Origin of the sequence: Terribacillus saccharophilus (genome assembly GCF_002272745.1) — a bacterium.
Lineage (GTDB): Bacteria > Bacillota > Bacilli > Bacillales > Amphibacillaceae > Terribacillus > Terribacillus saccharophilus_B.
Window position 1 is genome coordinate 628623 of sequence record NZ_NPBD01000007.1, and the last position, 14394, is coordinate 643016.

General features: G+C 43.1%; 18 protein-coding genes. 11 read left to right on the forward strand and 7 right to left on the reverse strand.

Annotation, left to right across the window (positions count from 1 at the left end; genetic code table 11):
• Positions 1–27: 27 nt before the first annotated feature.
• Both CHH58_RS10240 and CHH58_RS10245 read left to right on the forward strand, forming a co-directional pair.
• Positions 28–954, forward strand: a complete 927-nt coding sequence (locus CHH58_RS10240; RefSeq protein ID WP_095262471.1) for an AEC family transporter — start codon at positions 28–30, stop codon at positions 952–954.
• A gap of 354 nt (positions 955–1308) precedes the next feature.
• Positions 1309–2604 (forward strand): CitMHS family transporter, encoded by a 1296-nt coding sequence (locus tag CHH58_RS10245; protein ID WP_095228187.1) that lies wholly within the window; start codon positions 1309–1311, stop codon positions 2602–2604.
• Between the two features lie 89 nt (positions 2605–2693).
• Here CHH58_RS10245 and CHH58_RS10250 read toward each other — a convergent pair whose 3' ends face one another.
• Positions 2694–2894 (reverse strand): DUF2536 family protein, encoded by a 201-nt coding sequence (locus CHH58_RS10250; RefSeq protein ID WP_095234176.1) that lies wholly within the window; start codon positions 2892–2894, stop codon positions 2694–2696.
• Positions 2895–2934: 40 nt separating this feature from the next.
• Positions 2935–3813 carry a GNAT family N-acetyltransferase gene (locus tag CHH58_RS10255; RefSeq protein WP_170937589.1) on the reverse strand — a complete coding sequence of 293 codons (879 nt, stop codon included), beginning with the start codon at positions 3811–3813 and terminating at the stop codon, positions 2935–2937.
• A 166-nt stretch (positions 3814–3979) separates the two neighbouring features.
• On the opposite strand from CHH58_RS10255, the gene CHH58_RS10260 reads away from it, so the two are divergent.
• From CHH58_RS10260 to galE, 3 genes are all read left to right on the forward strand, one after another.
• Positions 3980–4834, forward strand: a complete 855-nt coding sequence (locus CHH58_RS10260) for an ROK family protein (protein ID WP_283162821.1) — start codon at positions 3980–3982, stop codon at positions 4832–4834.
• Positions 4835–4853: 19 nt separating this feature from the next.
• Positions 4854–5111: a YciI family protein gene (locus CHH58_RS10265; protein WP_095228194.1), complete on the forward strand. Its 258-nt coding sequence runs from the start codon at positions 4854–4856 to the stop codon at positions 5109–5111.
• A 71-nt stretch (positions 5112–5182) separates the two neighbouring features.
• A complete protein-coding gene (gene galE, locus CHH58_RS10270; RefSeq protein WP_095262474.1) occupies positions 5183–6172 on the forward strand; it encodes a UDP-glucose 4-epimerase GalE in 990 nt (329 codons plus the stop codon).
• 12 nt (positions 6173–6184) lie between these two features.
• Here galE and CHH58_RS10275 read toward each other — a convergent pair whose 3' ends face one another.
• A complete protein-coding gene (locus tag CHH58_RS10275; protein ID WP_170937590.1) occupies positions 6185–6700 on the reverse strand; it encodes a GNAT family N-acetyltransferase in 516 nt (171 codons plus the stop codon).
• Between the two features lie 110 nt (positions 6701–6810).
• Here CHH58_RS10275 and CHH58_RS10280 point away from each other — a divergent pair, with 110 nt between their 5' ends.
• Positions 6811–7680 carry an SMP-30/gluconolactonase/LRE family protein gene (locus CHH58_RS10280; protein WP_095262475.1) on the forward strand — a complete coding sequence of 290 codons (870 nt, stop codon included), beginning with the start codon at positions 6811–6813 and terminating at the stop codon, positions 7678–7680.
• A gap of 40 nt (positions 7681–7720) precedes the next feature.
• On the opposite strand, the gene CHH58_RS18785 is transcribed toward CHH58_RS10280, so the two are convergent.
• The 3 genes from CHH58_RS18785 to CHH58_RS10290 all read right to left on the reverse strand — a co-directional run bounded on the left by CHH58_RS18785 (position 7721) and on the right by CHH58_RS10290 (position 10485).
• Complete coding sequence (locus tag CHH58_RS18785) at positions 7721–7852, reverse strand: hypothetical protein (RefSeq protein ID WP_255212169.1); 132 nt, start codon at positions 7850–7852, stop codon at positions 7721–7723.
• A 4-nt stretch (positions 7853–7856) separates the two neighbouring features.
• Complete coding sequence (locus CHH58_RS10285) at positions 7857–8954, reverse strand: hypothetical protein (RefSeq protein ID WP_095228202.1); 1098 nt, start codon at positions 8952–8954, stop codon at positions 7857–7859.
• Positions 8955–9126: 172 nt separating this feature from the next.
• Positions 9127–10485: an MATE family efflux transporter gene (locus CHH58_RS10290; protein WP_095228204.1), complete on the reverse strand. Its 1359-nt coding sequence runs from the start codon at positions 10483–10485 to the stop codon at positions 9127–9129.
• Between the two features lie 205 nt (positions 10486–10690).
• Between CHH58_RS10290 and CHH58_RS10295 the strand changes: the two genes are divergently transcribed.
• From CHH58_RS10295 to CHH58_RS18415, 5 genes are all read left to right on the forward strand, one after another.
• A complete protein-coding gene (locus CHH58_RS10295; protein ID WP_095228206.1) occupies positions 10691–11041 on the forward strand; it encodes a hypothetical protein in 351 nt (116 codons plus the stop codon).
• A gap of 83 nt (positions 11042–11124) precedes the next feature.
• The gene (locus tag CHH58_RS10300; protein WP_095262476.1) at positions 11125–11811 is read left to right on the forward strand and encodes a Na-translocating system protein MpsC family protein; all 687 of its coding nucleotides are present in this window, start codon (positions 11125–11127) and stop codon (positions 11809–11811) included.
• A gap of 171 nt (positions 11812–11982) precedes the next feature.
• Complete coding sequence (locus CHH58_RS10305; protein ID WP_095228210.1) at positions 11983–12393, forward strand: ATP-binding protein; 411 nt, start codon at positions 11983–11985, stop codon at positions 12391–12393.
• 112 nt (positions 12394–12505) lie between these two features.
• Entirely contained in the window at positions 12506–12952 is a 447-nt protein-coding gene (locus CHH58_RS10310; RefSeq protein ID WP_095262477.1) for an AraC family transcriptional regulator, read from the forward strand.
• Positions 12953–13011: 59 nt separating this feature from the next.
• The gene (locus CHH58_RS18415; protein ID WP_170937591.1) at positions 13012–13173 is read left to right on the forward strand and encodes a hypothetical protein; all 162 of its coding nucleotides are present in this window, start codon (positions 13012–13014) and stop codon (positions 13171–13173) included.
• Here the strand turns inward: CHH58_RS18415 and CHH58_RS10315 are convergent.
• Positions 13167–14222 carry a LysM peptidoglycan-binding domain-containing protein gene (locus CHH58_RS10315; RefSeq protein WP_095228214.1) on the reverse strand — a complete coding sequence of 352 codons (1056 nt, stop codon included), beginning with the start codon at positions 14220–14222 and terminating at the stop codon, positions 13167–13169. The genes CHH58_RS18415 and CHH58_RS10315 overlap by 7 nt on opposite strands.
• Between the last annotated feature and the right edge of the window lie 172 nt (positions 14223–14394).

The window sequence follows — 14394 nt, forward strand, 5'->3', positions numbered from 1 at the left end:
GTATTCGCTTACAAAAGGAGGGAGCACATGGCTGTATTATCATTGATTTTCTTGGAAGTTATTGCGCCTTTATTGATTCTTCTTGCTGTCGGCGTCATCCTGCAGCGAAAATTTTCATTACAGCTGGGGACCTTGTCCAAGCTGCTGACGTATTGCTTCCTGCCTGTGAACGGTTTTATTAATATGTATCAAAGCAGTATGCCGCTTTCTGTGTTTGGTCAGATCATCTTATTCCTGCTGCTATTTACGGCATTTTCCATCAGCTTTACGGAAATTACGAGCAGACTGTTCAAGCTCGATCGAGGAGTGGCTGCTACCTATAAGAACAGCGTGGTGCTTATGAACTCAGGGAATTATGGAATTCCTGTCAGTCAGCTCGTTTTTCAGTCAAATCCGCTCGGGGTATCCATTCAGCTGATTGTCATGGTGTATCAGAATCTACTCACCTTTACATACGGGCTTTACAATATGGTGAGTGTAAAAAGCCAAGGGAATGCTATTTTGAAGGAACTTCTAAGGCTGCCAATGATTTATGCTATTATCCTCGGTGTGTTATGCGCATCGTTCCATGTGGACATTCCGACATTTCTATGGAATCCTATCACTTCCATAGCCGATGCCTTCCTTGCTGTGGCCTTGTTAACGCTTGGAGCTCAAGTAGCGCAGATCCAGTTGAAGCGTCCGCATGTTGTGCTTTATTTGAGTACGATAGCACGCCTTCTGATCGGTCCGGCTGCAGCCTTAGGTATCATTTTCCTGCTTGGTTTGGACGGAACTGTCGCACAGTCACTGTTTATTGCCAGCTCATTTCCGACTTCCAGGAACAGTTCAATATTCGCCTTGGAGTATAATAACAATCCAGATTTAGCAGCACAGACTGTTCTAGTAACGACAATTTTGAGCAGTATTACTGTCACCATCGTAGTGTATATGGCCGGTATTCTTTTTGGGTAAGGTATATTTTCTGATAGAGAAAGGTAAAAGTTTTGGGTAACAAAATGCAATAGGTTTATTAGAAATGAAAACTATGGATGGTGGAATAGTATAACCTATAACGGTTAATTGTGTTATACGGTAATGAGCGTATAACGTGTTTATAATGATATAAACATAGGTTATTCTACCTGATTTTAACTAGGAAAAGCTGTCATAGAGCCCATTCTGATTCTATGGGTAGTTTTCTTACTTAAAAAAGTAACAAAACTGTTGAAATTATATTTGGAAGCGCATACAATAGTTGTAATATATTATTCAACGCTGCTTAGGATTTGGGGGAATTGTTTCAGGAGACGATGAGGGGGATTTAGGATGTTAGCAATAATGGGTTTCTTGATGGTCTTTCTATTCATGTATTTGATTATGACGAAAAAGCTATCTGCGCTCATTGCGCTGATGATCATCCCGGCTATATTTGCAGTTCTGACCGGGCATGCTCGTGACTTAGGGGAAATGTCACTGCAAGGTATCACAGATTTAGCACCAACTGGAATTATGCTATTATTCGCGATTCTTTATTTTGGAATCATGATTGATGCTGGTTTATTCGATCCTGTCGTCGGCAGTATTTTGAAAGCGGTTAAAGGAGATCCGACGAAGATTGTTATCGGTACGGCTGCTCTTGCACTAGTCGTGTCCTTGGATGGAGATGGAACGACAAGTTATATGATCACTGTTTCTGCGTTCTTCCCGCTGTATCAGCGATTAAAAATGAATCCGCTCATATTACCGGCAATCGCCGTTATGTGTGTAAGTTTGACGAACATGGTGCCGTGGGGTGGACCGACAGCGCGTGCTGCTGCTGCCCTTAATGTTGACGTGGGCGATGTATTCGTTCCATTAATTCCGACTATGATTGGCGGAGCAATCTGGATTTTCTTCACTGCCTACATTATGGGACGCCGCGAAAAGAAACGTCTTGGTGTTGTTACATTCGATGATGCAGAACGGCGAATCTTGCAGCAGCAGGCTGCTACAGTTGATGCATCACTAAAACGTCCTAACTTATTATGGGTCAACTTCGCATTAACGGCTCTATTGATGTTCGGTCTAATCGAGGGTGTCATGCCACTACCAGTATTGTTCATGCTTGCATTTGCAGTGGCGATCACGATCAACTACCCGAACTTGAAACTGCAAAAAGAGCGTATTGCTGATCATGCTGGAAACGTACTAGCTGTCGTATCGCTTGTATTTGCCGCCGGTATTTTCACCGGTATCCTTTCTGGTACTGAAATGGTAGATGCGATGGCATCAAGCCTTATATCCATCATTCCAGATTCATGGGGTCCTGCTTTCAGTATTATTGTTGCAATCACGAGTATTCCATTCACATTCTTTATGTCAAATGATGCTTATTACTTCGGTGTTGTACCAATTTTGGCAGAAGCAGCTGCCAACTACGGCTTCGCACCAGTGGAGATTGCTCGTGCATCCTTGCTCGGACAGCCTGTCCACCTACTGAGCCCGCTTGTTCCGGCTACATACTTGCTGGTCGGAATGTCGAAAGTAGACTTCGGGGAATTCCAGCGATTTACTATTCTCTGGGCAACCGGAACAGCATTTGCTGTTATTGCGGTAGCGGTTGTTACCGGGATTATCTTCTAAGAACATAAAAATACCGTCCGCAATGGACGGTATTTTAGTGTGAAGATTTAGCTAGATAAGATGTAATTAAAAGCGTACTAAACAGTAAACTATCTCGCTTTAAAATGCGCAACAGCACTATAAAAACGTCTGCCATTCTCATCTACGTGCATGTTATGTGCAACATGGTGCAGCTCAAGTAGAATTGCTTTGTTGTGCTGGATTTGTTCGTTGATTTTCTTTTCTAATGTGGACAAGTCATGTGCTTCGAAAAATTCGACCTTGTCTTTAAGCATTTCTAAATCTAGCATTGCTTTTCGTTCCTTTCTATCACAGCTTTATCCCATTATATTATGCATGGGACAATTCGGGAAACTGGAAATCCGCGGGCAGCAGCTCTGGTTTGTTTACAAAGAGCGTATCTCGTTCAGTGTGTATGTGAGTGAAGGGTTCCAAATCAGCAAAAGTCGGTGTGAAATGGAAGATGACTTCGGTTACACCTGGTTGAGCGACGTAATCTGCAATTTGCCTCCAGACTAGCCGTGTCTGGCTGATCACTTCATATAAATGCATTGTCTTGCCAATCTTTTTATAAAGCAAAAGAGCTGCAGGCTCTAATAGCTCAATAATCTCTATTTCCGGATCATACAATGTGTGGAAGCCAAGAATATGCTGGGCATCTGACACATCGAGAATGTTAGACTGCGGATGGCGTTTGCCATAACGGTCAAGCAGTACAACCATGTCCTGCGGATTAACAGCAGGCTTCAGCTTTCGGTAATCCGGAACCGGGCGCGGTTCAGAAGATACCGGAATGGAAAACAGTTTTTCCTGTACAGCAGTGAAGCCAAGTTTTTCGTAGATACTTTCCACACCTGGCCGGGAAAACAGATAGATGAGATCGGTGTCCATTTCGTACTGCTGAATGACACGCTGCAGCAGCTGCGTAGCCAGTCCTTGGTTCTGGTAGCTTGGGTCAGTCATGACGGTTCCGATTTGAATTGCTTTTGTCTTTTGTTGGTTGATATGTACCGTGAGTGCGCTTACAGAAACGTTCGCGACAATTTGAGTATTATCAGCGAAAGCATGCGTGTGATAACGTTCATTCCACAAGCCGCTTTTATATAATAATTCAAAATCAAAGCCAAAAGTTTTTCTGGCTAGTTTATTAAAACTTTTACGTAAATCGTGTTCATGCGCAAATGCAGTTACTGCTTGCAGAGCAGCCATCATGCATCCCCCCATTTCTGACAGACTAATCAAGTTTTTAAGATTATTAGATACAATTCAATATTTCTATTTTATAACAATTTCCGCATTTGTACAGTCTAGGGTAACTATTGACGCAGAAGGAGAAAAATTCCATAGTAGAATAAGAGAGACAAATGAGGTGATAGTGATGCGATATGGAGCAATTGAAGCAGGCGGTACGAAATTCGTCTGTGCTGTCGGTGACGAACATGGAAATATAGAAGAAAGAGCATCTTTCCCGACAACGAAACCGGAAGAAACGCTGCAGCTGGTGTTTGACTTCTTCCATGGTAAACAGATCGAAGCACTAGGAGTAGGTGCCTTTGGGCCTGTTGATGTAAAAGAAGACAGCCCGAATTACGGCACAATCGGCAACACACCAAAGCTGCAGTGGAAGGACTATCCGCTGCTGTCGGAACTTAAGAGTAGGCTAGGTGTGCCGGTCAAGCTGGATACCGATGTGAACGCAGCTGCTTTAGGGGAGTATATGCACGGAGCAGCAAAACATGCAGACAGCTGTCTGTATATTACGGTTGGAACAGGTATTGGTGCTGGAGCAATTGTGAATGGAGAAACCTTACAAGGCTTCTCTCATCCGGAAATGGGTCATCTGCTAGTTCGTCGGAATGCTAATGATGCATTTCCAGGTAAATGCCCGTATCATAAGGACTGTTTGGAGGGGCTGGCCGCTGGTCCAGCTATTGAAGCCCGCTGGGGGGAGAAAGCACAGAAGCTGTACCATCAAGAAGCAGTATGGCAGATGGAAGCCTATTATTTGGCTCAGGCAATCATGAGCTACACATTGGTGCTAAGTCCAGACAAAATCGTCATGGGCGGCGGAGTCATGAAAAAGCAAGGCCTTCATGAGATGATCCAGCAGGAGCTGGAAACATTTATGCAGCGTTATGTCCCGCTGCCGGAAAATTATCTGGTTCCGCCAGGTCTCGAAGATAATGCAGGTATTGTCGGAGCACTCATGCTTGCCAAAACAGCAAAATAAAATAGTAGGAGAGATTCTGATGAAATACTTTGCAGCATTTCTTAAAATGGAGAAGCCTGAATTAAATCAACAATACCGCCAAGCACATTTGGATTTTCTAGCTGACTTGGACGAAAAGGGATTCATTTTCGCCAGAGGAGCATTCGCTGATGGAACAGGCGGTCTGGTCATCTATCAGACAGAAGACGAGTCGGAGGCAAGAGCACTTGCTGAGCAAGATCCTTACTTGGTTAATGGTGTGCGCAGTCTAGACCTGCATGAATGGAATAAGATGTGAACTTAACAATTTTTGTAAGCGGAAGCGTGCTATAATTTGATTGATAATATAAGAGAATCGAGGGACAATCTATGAAAGTACTAGTTACTGGCGGTGCCGGCTATATTGGATCTCATGCGGTATCCATGCTTTTGGAAAAAGGGCACGAGGCAGTCATCATTGATAATGTGATTACCGGCCATTTGGCAGCAGTAAACAAGGATGCGGTCTTTTATGAAGGAGATCTTCGTGATGCAGCATTCCTTGATGATGTATTCACGAAGGAAAAAGTTGATGCAGTTGTCCACTTTGCAGCAAGTTCCCTTGTTGGGGAATCGGTTGAGGATCCGTTGAAGTACTTTGGCAACAATGTGTATGGAATGCAAGTGCTGCTTGAGACAATGCGTAAACATGAAGTAAAGAAGATCGTCTTCTCTTCTACAGCAGCAACATATGGCGACACAAATGTTGTGCCGCTTACGGAGGATCTGGATACGAATCCGGAAAGTCCATATGGCGAGTCCAAGCTGATGATGGAAAAAATGATGAAATGGTGTGACGGAGCGTACGGTATTAAATTCGTCTCATTACGTTACTTTAATGTTGGCGGTGCCCATCCGGAAGGGCAGATTGGTGAAGATCACCGCCCGGAAAGTCATCTGATTCCAATCATCCTGCAGACAGCACTCGGACAGCGTGAACATATCAGCATCTTCGGTGACGACTATCCGACAGAAGATGGAACATGTATCCGCGACTATATCCATGTTGTCGACTTGATTGATGCCCATCTGCTGGCTTTAGAATACTTGGATAAAGGCGGTCAGAGTGATGTCTTCAACCTCGGCTCAAGTCAAGGCTTCTCTGTTAAAGAGATGATCGACGTCGCCCGTTCCGTTACTGGCAAAGAAATCCCGGCTAAAGTCGGCCCGCGCCGCGCTGGTGACCCAGCTGTCTTAATCGCAAGCTCTGCGAAGGCGAAGGAAGTACTCGGCTGGAACCCAACACGTACAGACATGACAGACATTATCGGTGATGCGTGGAGATGGCATCAGAATCGTCCCAATGGTTATGATGCATAATTCCTTCCCCTCCTAATTAGGAGGGGTTTTTTCTTTGAGGTAAACAAGTACAGGTTTGTTATGGCGCTCAATTCTTTTCCAAACATGCATCCCTAGCTTCTCCGCAACTCTACAGGATGCGATATTATCTGGATAAATTAAAGCGATGATTCTATTTTTGTTCAATTGCTCAAGTGCAATGTCTCGGAATGCGGCAGCAGCTTCGCTGGCAAAGCCCTTTCCCCAAAAGGCAGGCGCAATCCAATATCCCACCTCAAGCTCCGTTACACCGTCTACCTCTTGTGGAACCAACCCTGCATGACCAATAGATTCGCCGCTTACTTTCTCAACCAAAACCTGCAGCCCAAATTGCTGATCTTCCTTCATATGAGACAAATTCCAATTGAAAAACAAACGGGCTCCTTCCTTGGTTCTCGGTCTTCCGTTTCCGATAAAGCGGACCACTTGCGGGTCGCTGACTAAGCTCTCCAAAAAATGCATATCCTCAGTTGTATAAGGCCGTATTAGCAGACGATCTGTTTCGATCAATCGTATTCCCTCCTTTTCATGCTTAGATGATAGTAATTCAGGTAATAAGTAATCCATATAGTGGTATTATTACTATAGCAGGTAATACATACATAAAGGGAGTGGAGAAAATGGCAGAAGCGAAATTATTAATTGATGCAAAGCAGAGCTTAGCCGAAGGTCCTTTTTGGCGAGAAGAAACGGAAGAGTTATATTGGGTGGATATAAATGGTCAGGCAATTCATGTTTACGATACGAAAACGGAAGAACATCGGGAGATGCCCGTGGATCAGAAAGTCGGCGCGGTCATTTTGAAAAAGGATGGCGGCCTTATTATGGCAATGGAGGAAGGCATTTATGAAACGGATAGCGATCTGAAAGCGAAGGTTCTGCTGCACAGCCCCGAATCCGATAGACCTTCCAACCGCTTTAATGACGGCAAAGCAGATCCTTACGGCAGGCTGTGGGCGGGAACCATGCCTAAAAAAGGCGACGGCTATAAAGGAGCTTTCTATCGGATGGAAGTAGATCAGTCACTAACACGTATCATCGACGGCATCGGTAATTCCAATGGACTAGCCTGGAGCCCGGATCATAAGTATTTCTACTACATCGACACGCCGACTGGTGAGGTGCAGTGCTTTGATTACGATGGAGAAAAAGGTGAGATCAGCAATCCGCGCACTGTTGTTTCGTTCAAGGACGGTAAACCGGATGGTATGACGATTGATGAAGAAGGCAATCTGTGGATCGCTCATTACGGCGGATCCAAGGTGTCCCGCTGGAATCCTGAAACAGGTGAGCGGCTCGAGAACGTTCATTTGCCGGTCAGCCAAGTAACCAGCTGTACGTTCGGTGGTCCGGAGCGGAAGACATTGTTTATCACGACAGCGAGACAAGGACTGACAGAAGAGGATCTGAAAAAGGAACCACTTGCTGGTGGTATCTTTGTATACGAAACTGATGTTGTTGGAGCACCAAGCTATAGATACGGCAAATAAGAAAAGCCCGGCTTAGGCCGGGCTTTTCGCTTTTTAAGTATTAGAAGTCTGTGTAACGAATGGAGTCAGGTATATGCCCTTTTTCAATTGCAGAGTCAGTGAAAGAGTAACCAGCAACGCTACTTAGGATTGTAACTAGCGCTAGGATTCCTAGAATCTTTTTCTTGGCCATTTTGTCACCTCCTTGAATGAAACATGATTAAGTTGTTATGATGACCTAAAGCTAGTCTATAAAAGTGGTTAGCACGCTCAAAATCACGTTCATTGGAATAGAATGTTGCTAATTCATCTGCACAAGTTTGTAACTCATAGAAACGGTTTTTCTCTTCAAAATATTTAACTGCATTATTTAGTACATTTATATAATTTTCTTTTTCAACGTACTTAACATAAAGAATTTTAAATTTCCAATAGTAGTCTTCGTCCGGTTTTTCTTTATGATAATCCATGGCTTTCTCATGATACTGTTTGCCTAAGTCAAAGTCTCCTTCTTCAAAGGCAATGCTTGTAAGCATATAGATAGTGGATAAATAGTTATCAAATTCTGTGTGCTCCAATACTTTAACCAGATATCTTTTAGCCGCTTCAAAGAGCCCTTTTCTTTCATAGAGAAAACCTAAATTGTGATATATGCTAACTTGTAGCATATAGTCATACTTAGTCGATGTATCTTGTAAAGCGGAATGTAAGTATTCTTCTGCTAAATCAAATTCGTTCATGTCGATGTAGTTTAAGGCGATCATGATCTTTGTACGCGTAAGCTTCCGTTCATACGCCGGATACAACTGGTAGATATAAATCGCCTTCTCCGCATAAATAGCAGAACGATTCGTATAATCCAAGTAGTAGAGCGCAGATGCAAACAGATCAAAGAATTCCGCTTTTTCTATTTCGTCGTCGATATAGTTGAGATAGGGTTCGACTTCCCCGTATTCTTCAATGGCGTTGTAATAGTCTTTTACCGAATACAGGTACATGCCTTTGAAAAGGTGCAGATAGTAGAGATGCTCTTCCTTAAGATAAGGAGAAAACCCTTCTACTTGGCTGATCAGCTTTTCAGCTTCCAAATAATTCTTGCAGAGTATATGGTGGCGGCTATGGATCAGAAGTGCTAGCTTGACGACGTCGTCATTCGCTTCACCTTTAGCGAGCTGTTCGGATACTTCCGTTTTAAGCTTTTCCGCTGCTTGGACTTTCTTCAATTTGATATTCATATACCACAAATTGAGCAGTTCCCTTAGCTCTTCTGAGTTGAATGTGACGTCAGAACGCATCAGTTACACTCCCTAGTCTGTAAGATTTTGCCTGAATCAAGCATAGCATGTTTCCTAGTAAATTTTTATTGGGAAAGTAGGTCGAATTTTTAGACATTAATTTGAGATTGAAAGCGTTGTTCGCGGAAACTAGGAAAGTTATACAAAAAAAGCACCTCCGAAATGGAGGTGCTTATACAGCAGCTTGCTCTTGTTTGCGCTGGATGAACCGCAGCCGCAGGAAGAAACCAATAGCGGCACAGGTCAAACCAAGTGTGATGCCAACCCAGAATCCGAATGGTTCGAGGGTGGTAAAGCGGGAAAGTAAGTAACCGCTTGGCAAACCGACAATCCAATAAGATACAAAGGCAATGATAAACGGAATAGTAACATCCTTATATCCTCGTAATACACCTTGCAGGGAAGCTTGAGCTGCATCGGAAAACTGGTACATAATCGCAAACAGCATGAACTGCATCGCCAGCAGTACAACGGTACGATCAGATGTGTAGAAGTAGCTGATCTGTTCCCGGAAAAGGAATAATAACAAGCTTAAGATTCCAATAATCACGAGTGCAGAGCTGACGCCAAGGATGGCATATTGCTTGGCGTGTTTCATCCGGCGGGCACCAACTTCATGAGATACAACAATCGTCATACCAATTGAGATGCTGAGCGGTACCATGAACATGAGTGTCGTAAAGTTTAATGCTGTCTGGTGAGCTGCAATGACTGTCGTGTCGAACAGAGAACCCATTAGCAGCGTAACGACACTAAAGATACTCGCTTCGAAAAATGTGCTGAGTCCCATCGGCACGCCGATTTTCAATTGTTCCTTCCAAGCCTGGAGTGATACCTTATACCAGCGGACAAACAAGTAGTGCGTGCGCATTTCCTTCAGCTTGAATGTCAGGAACACACTTGCACCGAATATGAACCAATATGTAATAGCTGTCGCATAGCCGGCACCAGCTCCGCCAAGCTCTGGAAAACCAAAGTTGCCGAAAATGAGCAGATAATTAAGTGCTGCATTGATTGGCAGAGCCATCAACAAAATGACCATAGATACTCTCGTATAGCCTTGTGCATCAAAGAAATTACGCAGTACGGCGCTTGCAAACAGCGGTATGATACCGATAGAAAGGCCGTGCAGATAATCTGTTGCAACTGTATGTACGTCAGCACTCAAATCCATGATCCCGAGTACAGGCTGCAGAGCAACGGCACCGATAGCCAGTACAACCAATGAAATCACTATTGCTAAATAAAATCCTTGCATAACCGTCCGTCCAACATCGCTCCGACGGTTGTTACCGATCAGTTGTCCAACCATCGGCGTGATGGCCAGCATGATTCCGGTCAATCCGGTATAGACAGGCATCCATAGACTGGAACCGACGGCAACACCAGCCAAATCATCTGTACCAGCTCGTCCAGACATCATTGTATCCAGCACAGTCATGGCATTGTAGCTGATCTGTGTTATGAGGATAGGCCATAATATGTGAAAGAATAAAGACGCTTTTTCGCGTATCGTGTTCGTAGGATACATAAGTCTGCCCCCAGTTGTCGAATAAAGTAAAATCACAGCATTTAGTGTATCATACCCCCTGTTATAAAGCATATTTGTCATGGTGCGAAAGTTTCATAAAGCCTGTGGATAAGTCGTTTACTTTTCTGTTGGAAGGGTACATAACAAGTAGCAAGCCACCTAAGAAAAAGCTTTGCATCTGCTTAGACAGGAAAGGAGTGGTAAGATGACTTGCCCTTCATTGACGTTAAGTGTGCAGGATTTTGTCGAACGAACAAAACAAGGTTCGTCCATCAACGATAAATACTTTTTCGTTTTCAACCACAAGCCGATCGTGGCGAAAATATATATAGCTAATCATATGATCGAAATACCTGATCTTCATGACATCGTACTCGAGAAAGGAACGGATGGTAAAAACAGTCTGTTCTTTATGCCACAATCATTCATTTATGAAAACCCAAAAGCGAAGCGGACACTTGACGATATGCCTCGCATCATCCTGGAAGGAGAAGAATTATCCATGTCGATGGAGCAGAACGACGAAGCCTACACGATGACGATTACAATTCGTTAGTGCAGGCTTTTTTTTATACCCAAAAATGCTTCTATACAGTAAAATATAATAGAAATTAATAACCAGGAAAAAGGTACACGAGAATGGAAATCAAAGACAAACAAAATGTAGTGGCAGGCTTCACTGCAAGGCTTTTACGAAAGCATTTCGGAAAAGGACCAGAAGCGGTATTCGTTTCCTTTGCAGATGATGTCATCTGTATCTATGTACGGGACTTACTCACGCCTGTCGAGAAAGTGCTGTTGGAGAATAATCAATTTGGCATGGTTTATGCAACACGGGATAGCTTAATGGAAAAGTGCCTTCCTGAACTGAAAGAACAGATTAAGGATGAGACTGGTCACTATTTCAACCATTTCTATTATGACTGGAATATGGAGACCAATGGCGGCGTCATCGTTGCAATCAAGGATCATCTTAGCGATGAATCTGATTATCCAGGTATGCAGATGGTGAATGAGCTGGTTGCAGCTGTCACGAAGAAAACAGAGAGGTTGCCGGACAAGGTAAAATCTGTTAAGCTAAATAATAGAACACTCGTAATCTATCGCGAGGGCATACTCGTTAATATCGAGAAAGAGATTGTCCGCAGCGGTGAGGAAGAAGTATTGCGAAAAGCAAAAGGGAATCTTGAAAAGCAGGAGCTGCGTAAGGCATTTGATAAAGAAAGTCAATTGCTGCAAGGCACTGCACTGGAAATTTTCGTCGATTGGTCGTTTGAAAGTGATCAGAGCATGATTGTCGTCATTATCGACCCGAATGATAATTAAATGAATTGGCTAGCATTAGCTGGGCATGGAACTAGCAATAAAGCCAAAGTAAGGACAAATTGTCTTTGCTTTGGCTTATTTTATTGTATCCAAGCCAAAGAAGGGGACCTATCTATCAGTATATGGAATCAAGTTGCGTCAGCTCCTAGTTGTGAGGGGAAGGTGACTGAAATGAAGATAGAATCTGAGAAAGATATCGTCACGAGCAGATCATGCGGCAGGAAGCTTGCAGCTGACCTGGGATTTAGTGCGGTCGAACAAGCACGCATCACTGCAGCCATCTCAGAGCTTGCCCGGAACATTTATAAATATGCAGGCAGCGGAACAATCTGTATTCACAGCGAACAAGACGCAAGAAAGGTTGGTATCTACATTACCGCTAAGGATAATGGACCTGGAATAAGCAATCTGCAGGAAGCCATGCTGGATGGCTATACGACAGGCGGAGGATTAGGACGCGGACTTCCAGGGGTGAAGCGTTTAATGGATAACTTTGATATTACGTCTTCCACAACAGAAGGTACATGTGTACAAGTTGCCAAATATCGGATCATTCATAAAAAAGGCTTATTTCGAATATAGGAATAAGCCTTTTTTGTGTCTAACGATATTTTTTCAAAATTCAATTGAATTAATTTTTATAACATATTACATTCGTTAAGTAAGTAAATCAAATAAAGAAAGAAGGATGAAGATGCAAGTGAAAATCGAAACCATCCCAACTTACCGAATTGCTTTCTTTCGCAGAATAGGACCTTATGGCGCTGCTAATTATCAAACGATGCAAAGATTGAAGGAATGGGCAGCGGCAGAAAAACTGCTGGATGACACCTCGATCATCCTAGGAATCTCGCAAGATAATGTCGAAACGACAGCCCCGCAGAATTGTCGATATGATGCGGCACTTGTTGTACCTGAAGATTTTCAAGATGATGCGGTACTTATAGGAGAGTTAAGAGGAGGTAAATATATCAGTTTAAGAGTGAAGCATACTGTAGAGGCGATGATACAAGCATGGACAGACATATTCCAGAAGCTAGCAGACCTTGGATATAAAGTGGATAGTCGTCCTACTTTTGAAAGATTCACTACGGAAATGCTTAGAGAGCATTATTGTGAAATATGCATACCAATAAAATAAATTGAAACCAATATGCCCTCCGAACCGTCTATTAAGTAACAAACATAGGAGGGAACGACATGTTCCAAATTGTTTTCTATCTCATTGGTGTCCTTGTTATGCTCTTCCTGGTAGCAGAAGTTGCTCGCCAGATGACAGATCTTCGCCTGCTCATTACGCCAGAAAACAAAACAAAAAAGCCTGAGACAGAAGGTTCTGTCCCAAGCTCTTATCATCAATAGAAACGTTTGTAGCTATCGAAATGCTTAGCGTAGTAAGAGTTGCTTGTGCTAGTAATACGTACGCCATCGTTATCCGCATGAATGAACTGACCGCCGCCAAGGTAGATACCCATATGAGAGATACCAGCTTTGTATGTACCTTTGAAGAAGATCAAGTCACCAGGCTGCGGTGAGCTTACATAGTAAGAACGGTTGAAGTAACCTTCCGCAGATGTACGGGAGATATCATACCCAGCGTTCTTAAATGCATAGTAGATAAATCCGCTGCAATCGAAGCCAGCAGTTGTAGCTCCGCCCCATACATAAGGTTTGCCAAGCTGAGTTTTAGCAACGCTGATCAGCTTGTCCACACTCTTAGAAGTCTGTGCAGAATCCACTTGAGTGTTGTTCGCAGGCTTCGAAGAAGAAGATGAACCGCTGCTTGCTTTACCATTGATCTTCAATGTTTGACCAACACGGATCACATCAGAAGATAGGTTGTTCCAGCTTTTCAGGTTCGCAACAGAAACGCCATTGTTGTTAGCAATCTTCCATAGTGAGTCACCAGACTTCACTTTATAAGTAGAAGAAGAACTGCTGCTATTATTATTGGATGAGCTTCCAGAATTGGAGGAAGAGTTATTCGATGAAGAAGAACCACCTGCAGAGACCTTCAGCTTATCACCAGGATAGATCAAATATCCGGAGATATTATTCCATTTTTTTAAGTTGTTCAAAGAGATATTATGTTTAGATGCAATACCACTCAACGTATCACCGGATTTAACAGTATATGTAGATGCACTGCTAGAAGATGATGAAGATGTATTTGTATTAGGTTTATTCGTAGAGCTGGATGAACCAGTTGTCTGCAATACTTGGTTAGGGAAGATAATGGAGTTTTTCAGTCCATTGATTTCCATCAGCTTAGAAACGGAAGTGTTGTTTTGGCTAGCAATCTTCCAGAGCGAGTCGCCCTTCTGAACCTTGTAAGATGCAGCGTCAACAGTTGTGGCATATGAACTAGCAATTACCGCAGTAGCAGCAAGGGTAACAATCGTCTTTTTCATTCTAGTAACGTTCTCCTTTATTTTCATAATCCATAGAAATTAATCATACTATAGCATAATTTGGCACCTAGATTACCAGAATTTACGTCATTGTAATGTAACTGTAATATTAAACTCGTATATTGTAGGGAAATGTAGAATGGATGTTATTGAGTAAGCAAACTTAATATGT

What these genes read in the sequence shown, in the direction of transcription:
- CHH58_RS10290 (WP_095228204.1), bottom strand. Translation starts at nt 10,485, where the DNA reads ATGTATCCTACGAACACGATACGCGAAAAAGCGTCTTTATTCTTTCAC.
- CHH58_RS10250 (WP_095234176.1), bottom strand. Translation starts at nt 2,894, where the DNA reads ATGCTAGATTTAGAAATGCTTAAAGACAAGGTCGAATTTTTCGAAGCA.
- CHH58_RS10265 (WP_095228194.1), top strand. Translation starts at nt 4,854, where the DNA reads ATGAAATACTTTGCAGCATTTCTTAAAATGGAGAAGCCTGAATTAAAT.
- CHH58_RS10295 (WP_095228206.1), top strand. Translation starts at nt 10,691, where the DNA reads ATGACTTGCCCTTCATTGACGTTAAGTGTGCAGGATTTTGTCGAACGA.
- CHH58_RS10280 (WP_095262475.1), top strand. Translation starts at nt 6,811, where the DNA reads ATGGCAGAAGCGAAATTATTAATTGATGCAAAGCAGAGCTTAGCCGAA.
- CHH58_RS10305 (WP_095228210.1), top strand. Translation starts at nt 11,983, where the DNA reads ATGAAGATAGAATCTGAGAAAGATATCGTCACGAGCAGATCATGCGGC.
- CHH58_RS10245 (WP_095228187.1), top strand. Translation starts at nt 1,309, where the DNA reads ATGTTAGCAATAATGGGTTTCTTGATGGTCTTTCTATTCATGTATTTG.
- CHH58_RS10285 (WP_095228202.1), bottom strand. Translation starts at nt 8,954, where the DNA reads ATGCGTTCTGACGTCACATTCAACTCAGAAGAGCTAAGGGAACTGCTC.
- CHH58_RS10240 (WP_095262471.1), top strand. Translation starts at nt 28, where the DNA reads ATGGCTGTATTATCATTGATTTTCTTGGAAGTTATTGCGCCTTTATTG.
- CHH58_RS10255 (WP_170937589.1), bottom strand. Translation starts at nt 3,813, where the DNA reads ATGGCTGCTCTGCAAGCAGTAACTGCATTTGCGCATGAACACGATTTA.
- galE (WP_095262474.1), top strand. Translation starts at nt 5,183, where the DNA reads ATGAAAGTACTAGTTACTGGCGGTGCCGGCTATATTGGATCTCATGCG.
- CHH58_RS10315 (WP_095228214.1), bottom strand. Translation starts at nt 14,222, where the DNA reads ATGAAAAAGACGATTGTTACCCTTGCTGCTACTGCGGTAATTGCTAGT.
- CHH58_RS10300 (WP_095262476.1), top strand. Translation starts at nt 11,125, where the DNA reads ATGGAAATCAAAGACAAACAAAATGTAGTGGCAGGCTTCACTGCAAGG.
- CHH58_RS18415 (WP_170937591.1), top strand. Translation starts at nt 13,012, where the DNA reads ATGTTCCAAATTGTTTTCTATCTCATTGGTGTCCTTGTTATGCTCTTC.
- CHH58_RS10310 (WP_095262477.1), top strand. Translation starts at nt 12,506, where the DNA reads ATGCAAGTGAAAATCGAAACCATCCCAACTTACCGAATTGCTTTCTTT.
- CHH58_RS18785 (WP_255212169.1), bottom strand. Translation starts at nt 7,852, where the DNA reads ATGGCCAAGAAAAAGATTCTAGGAATCCTAGCGCTAGTTACAATCCTA.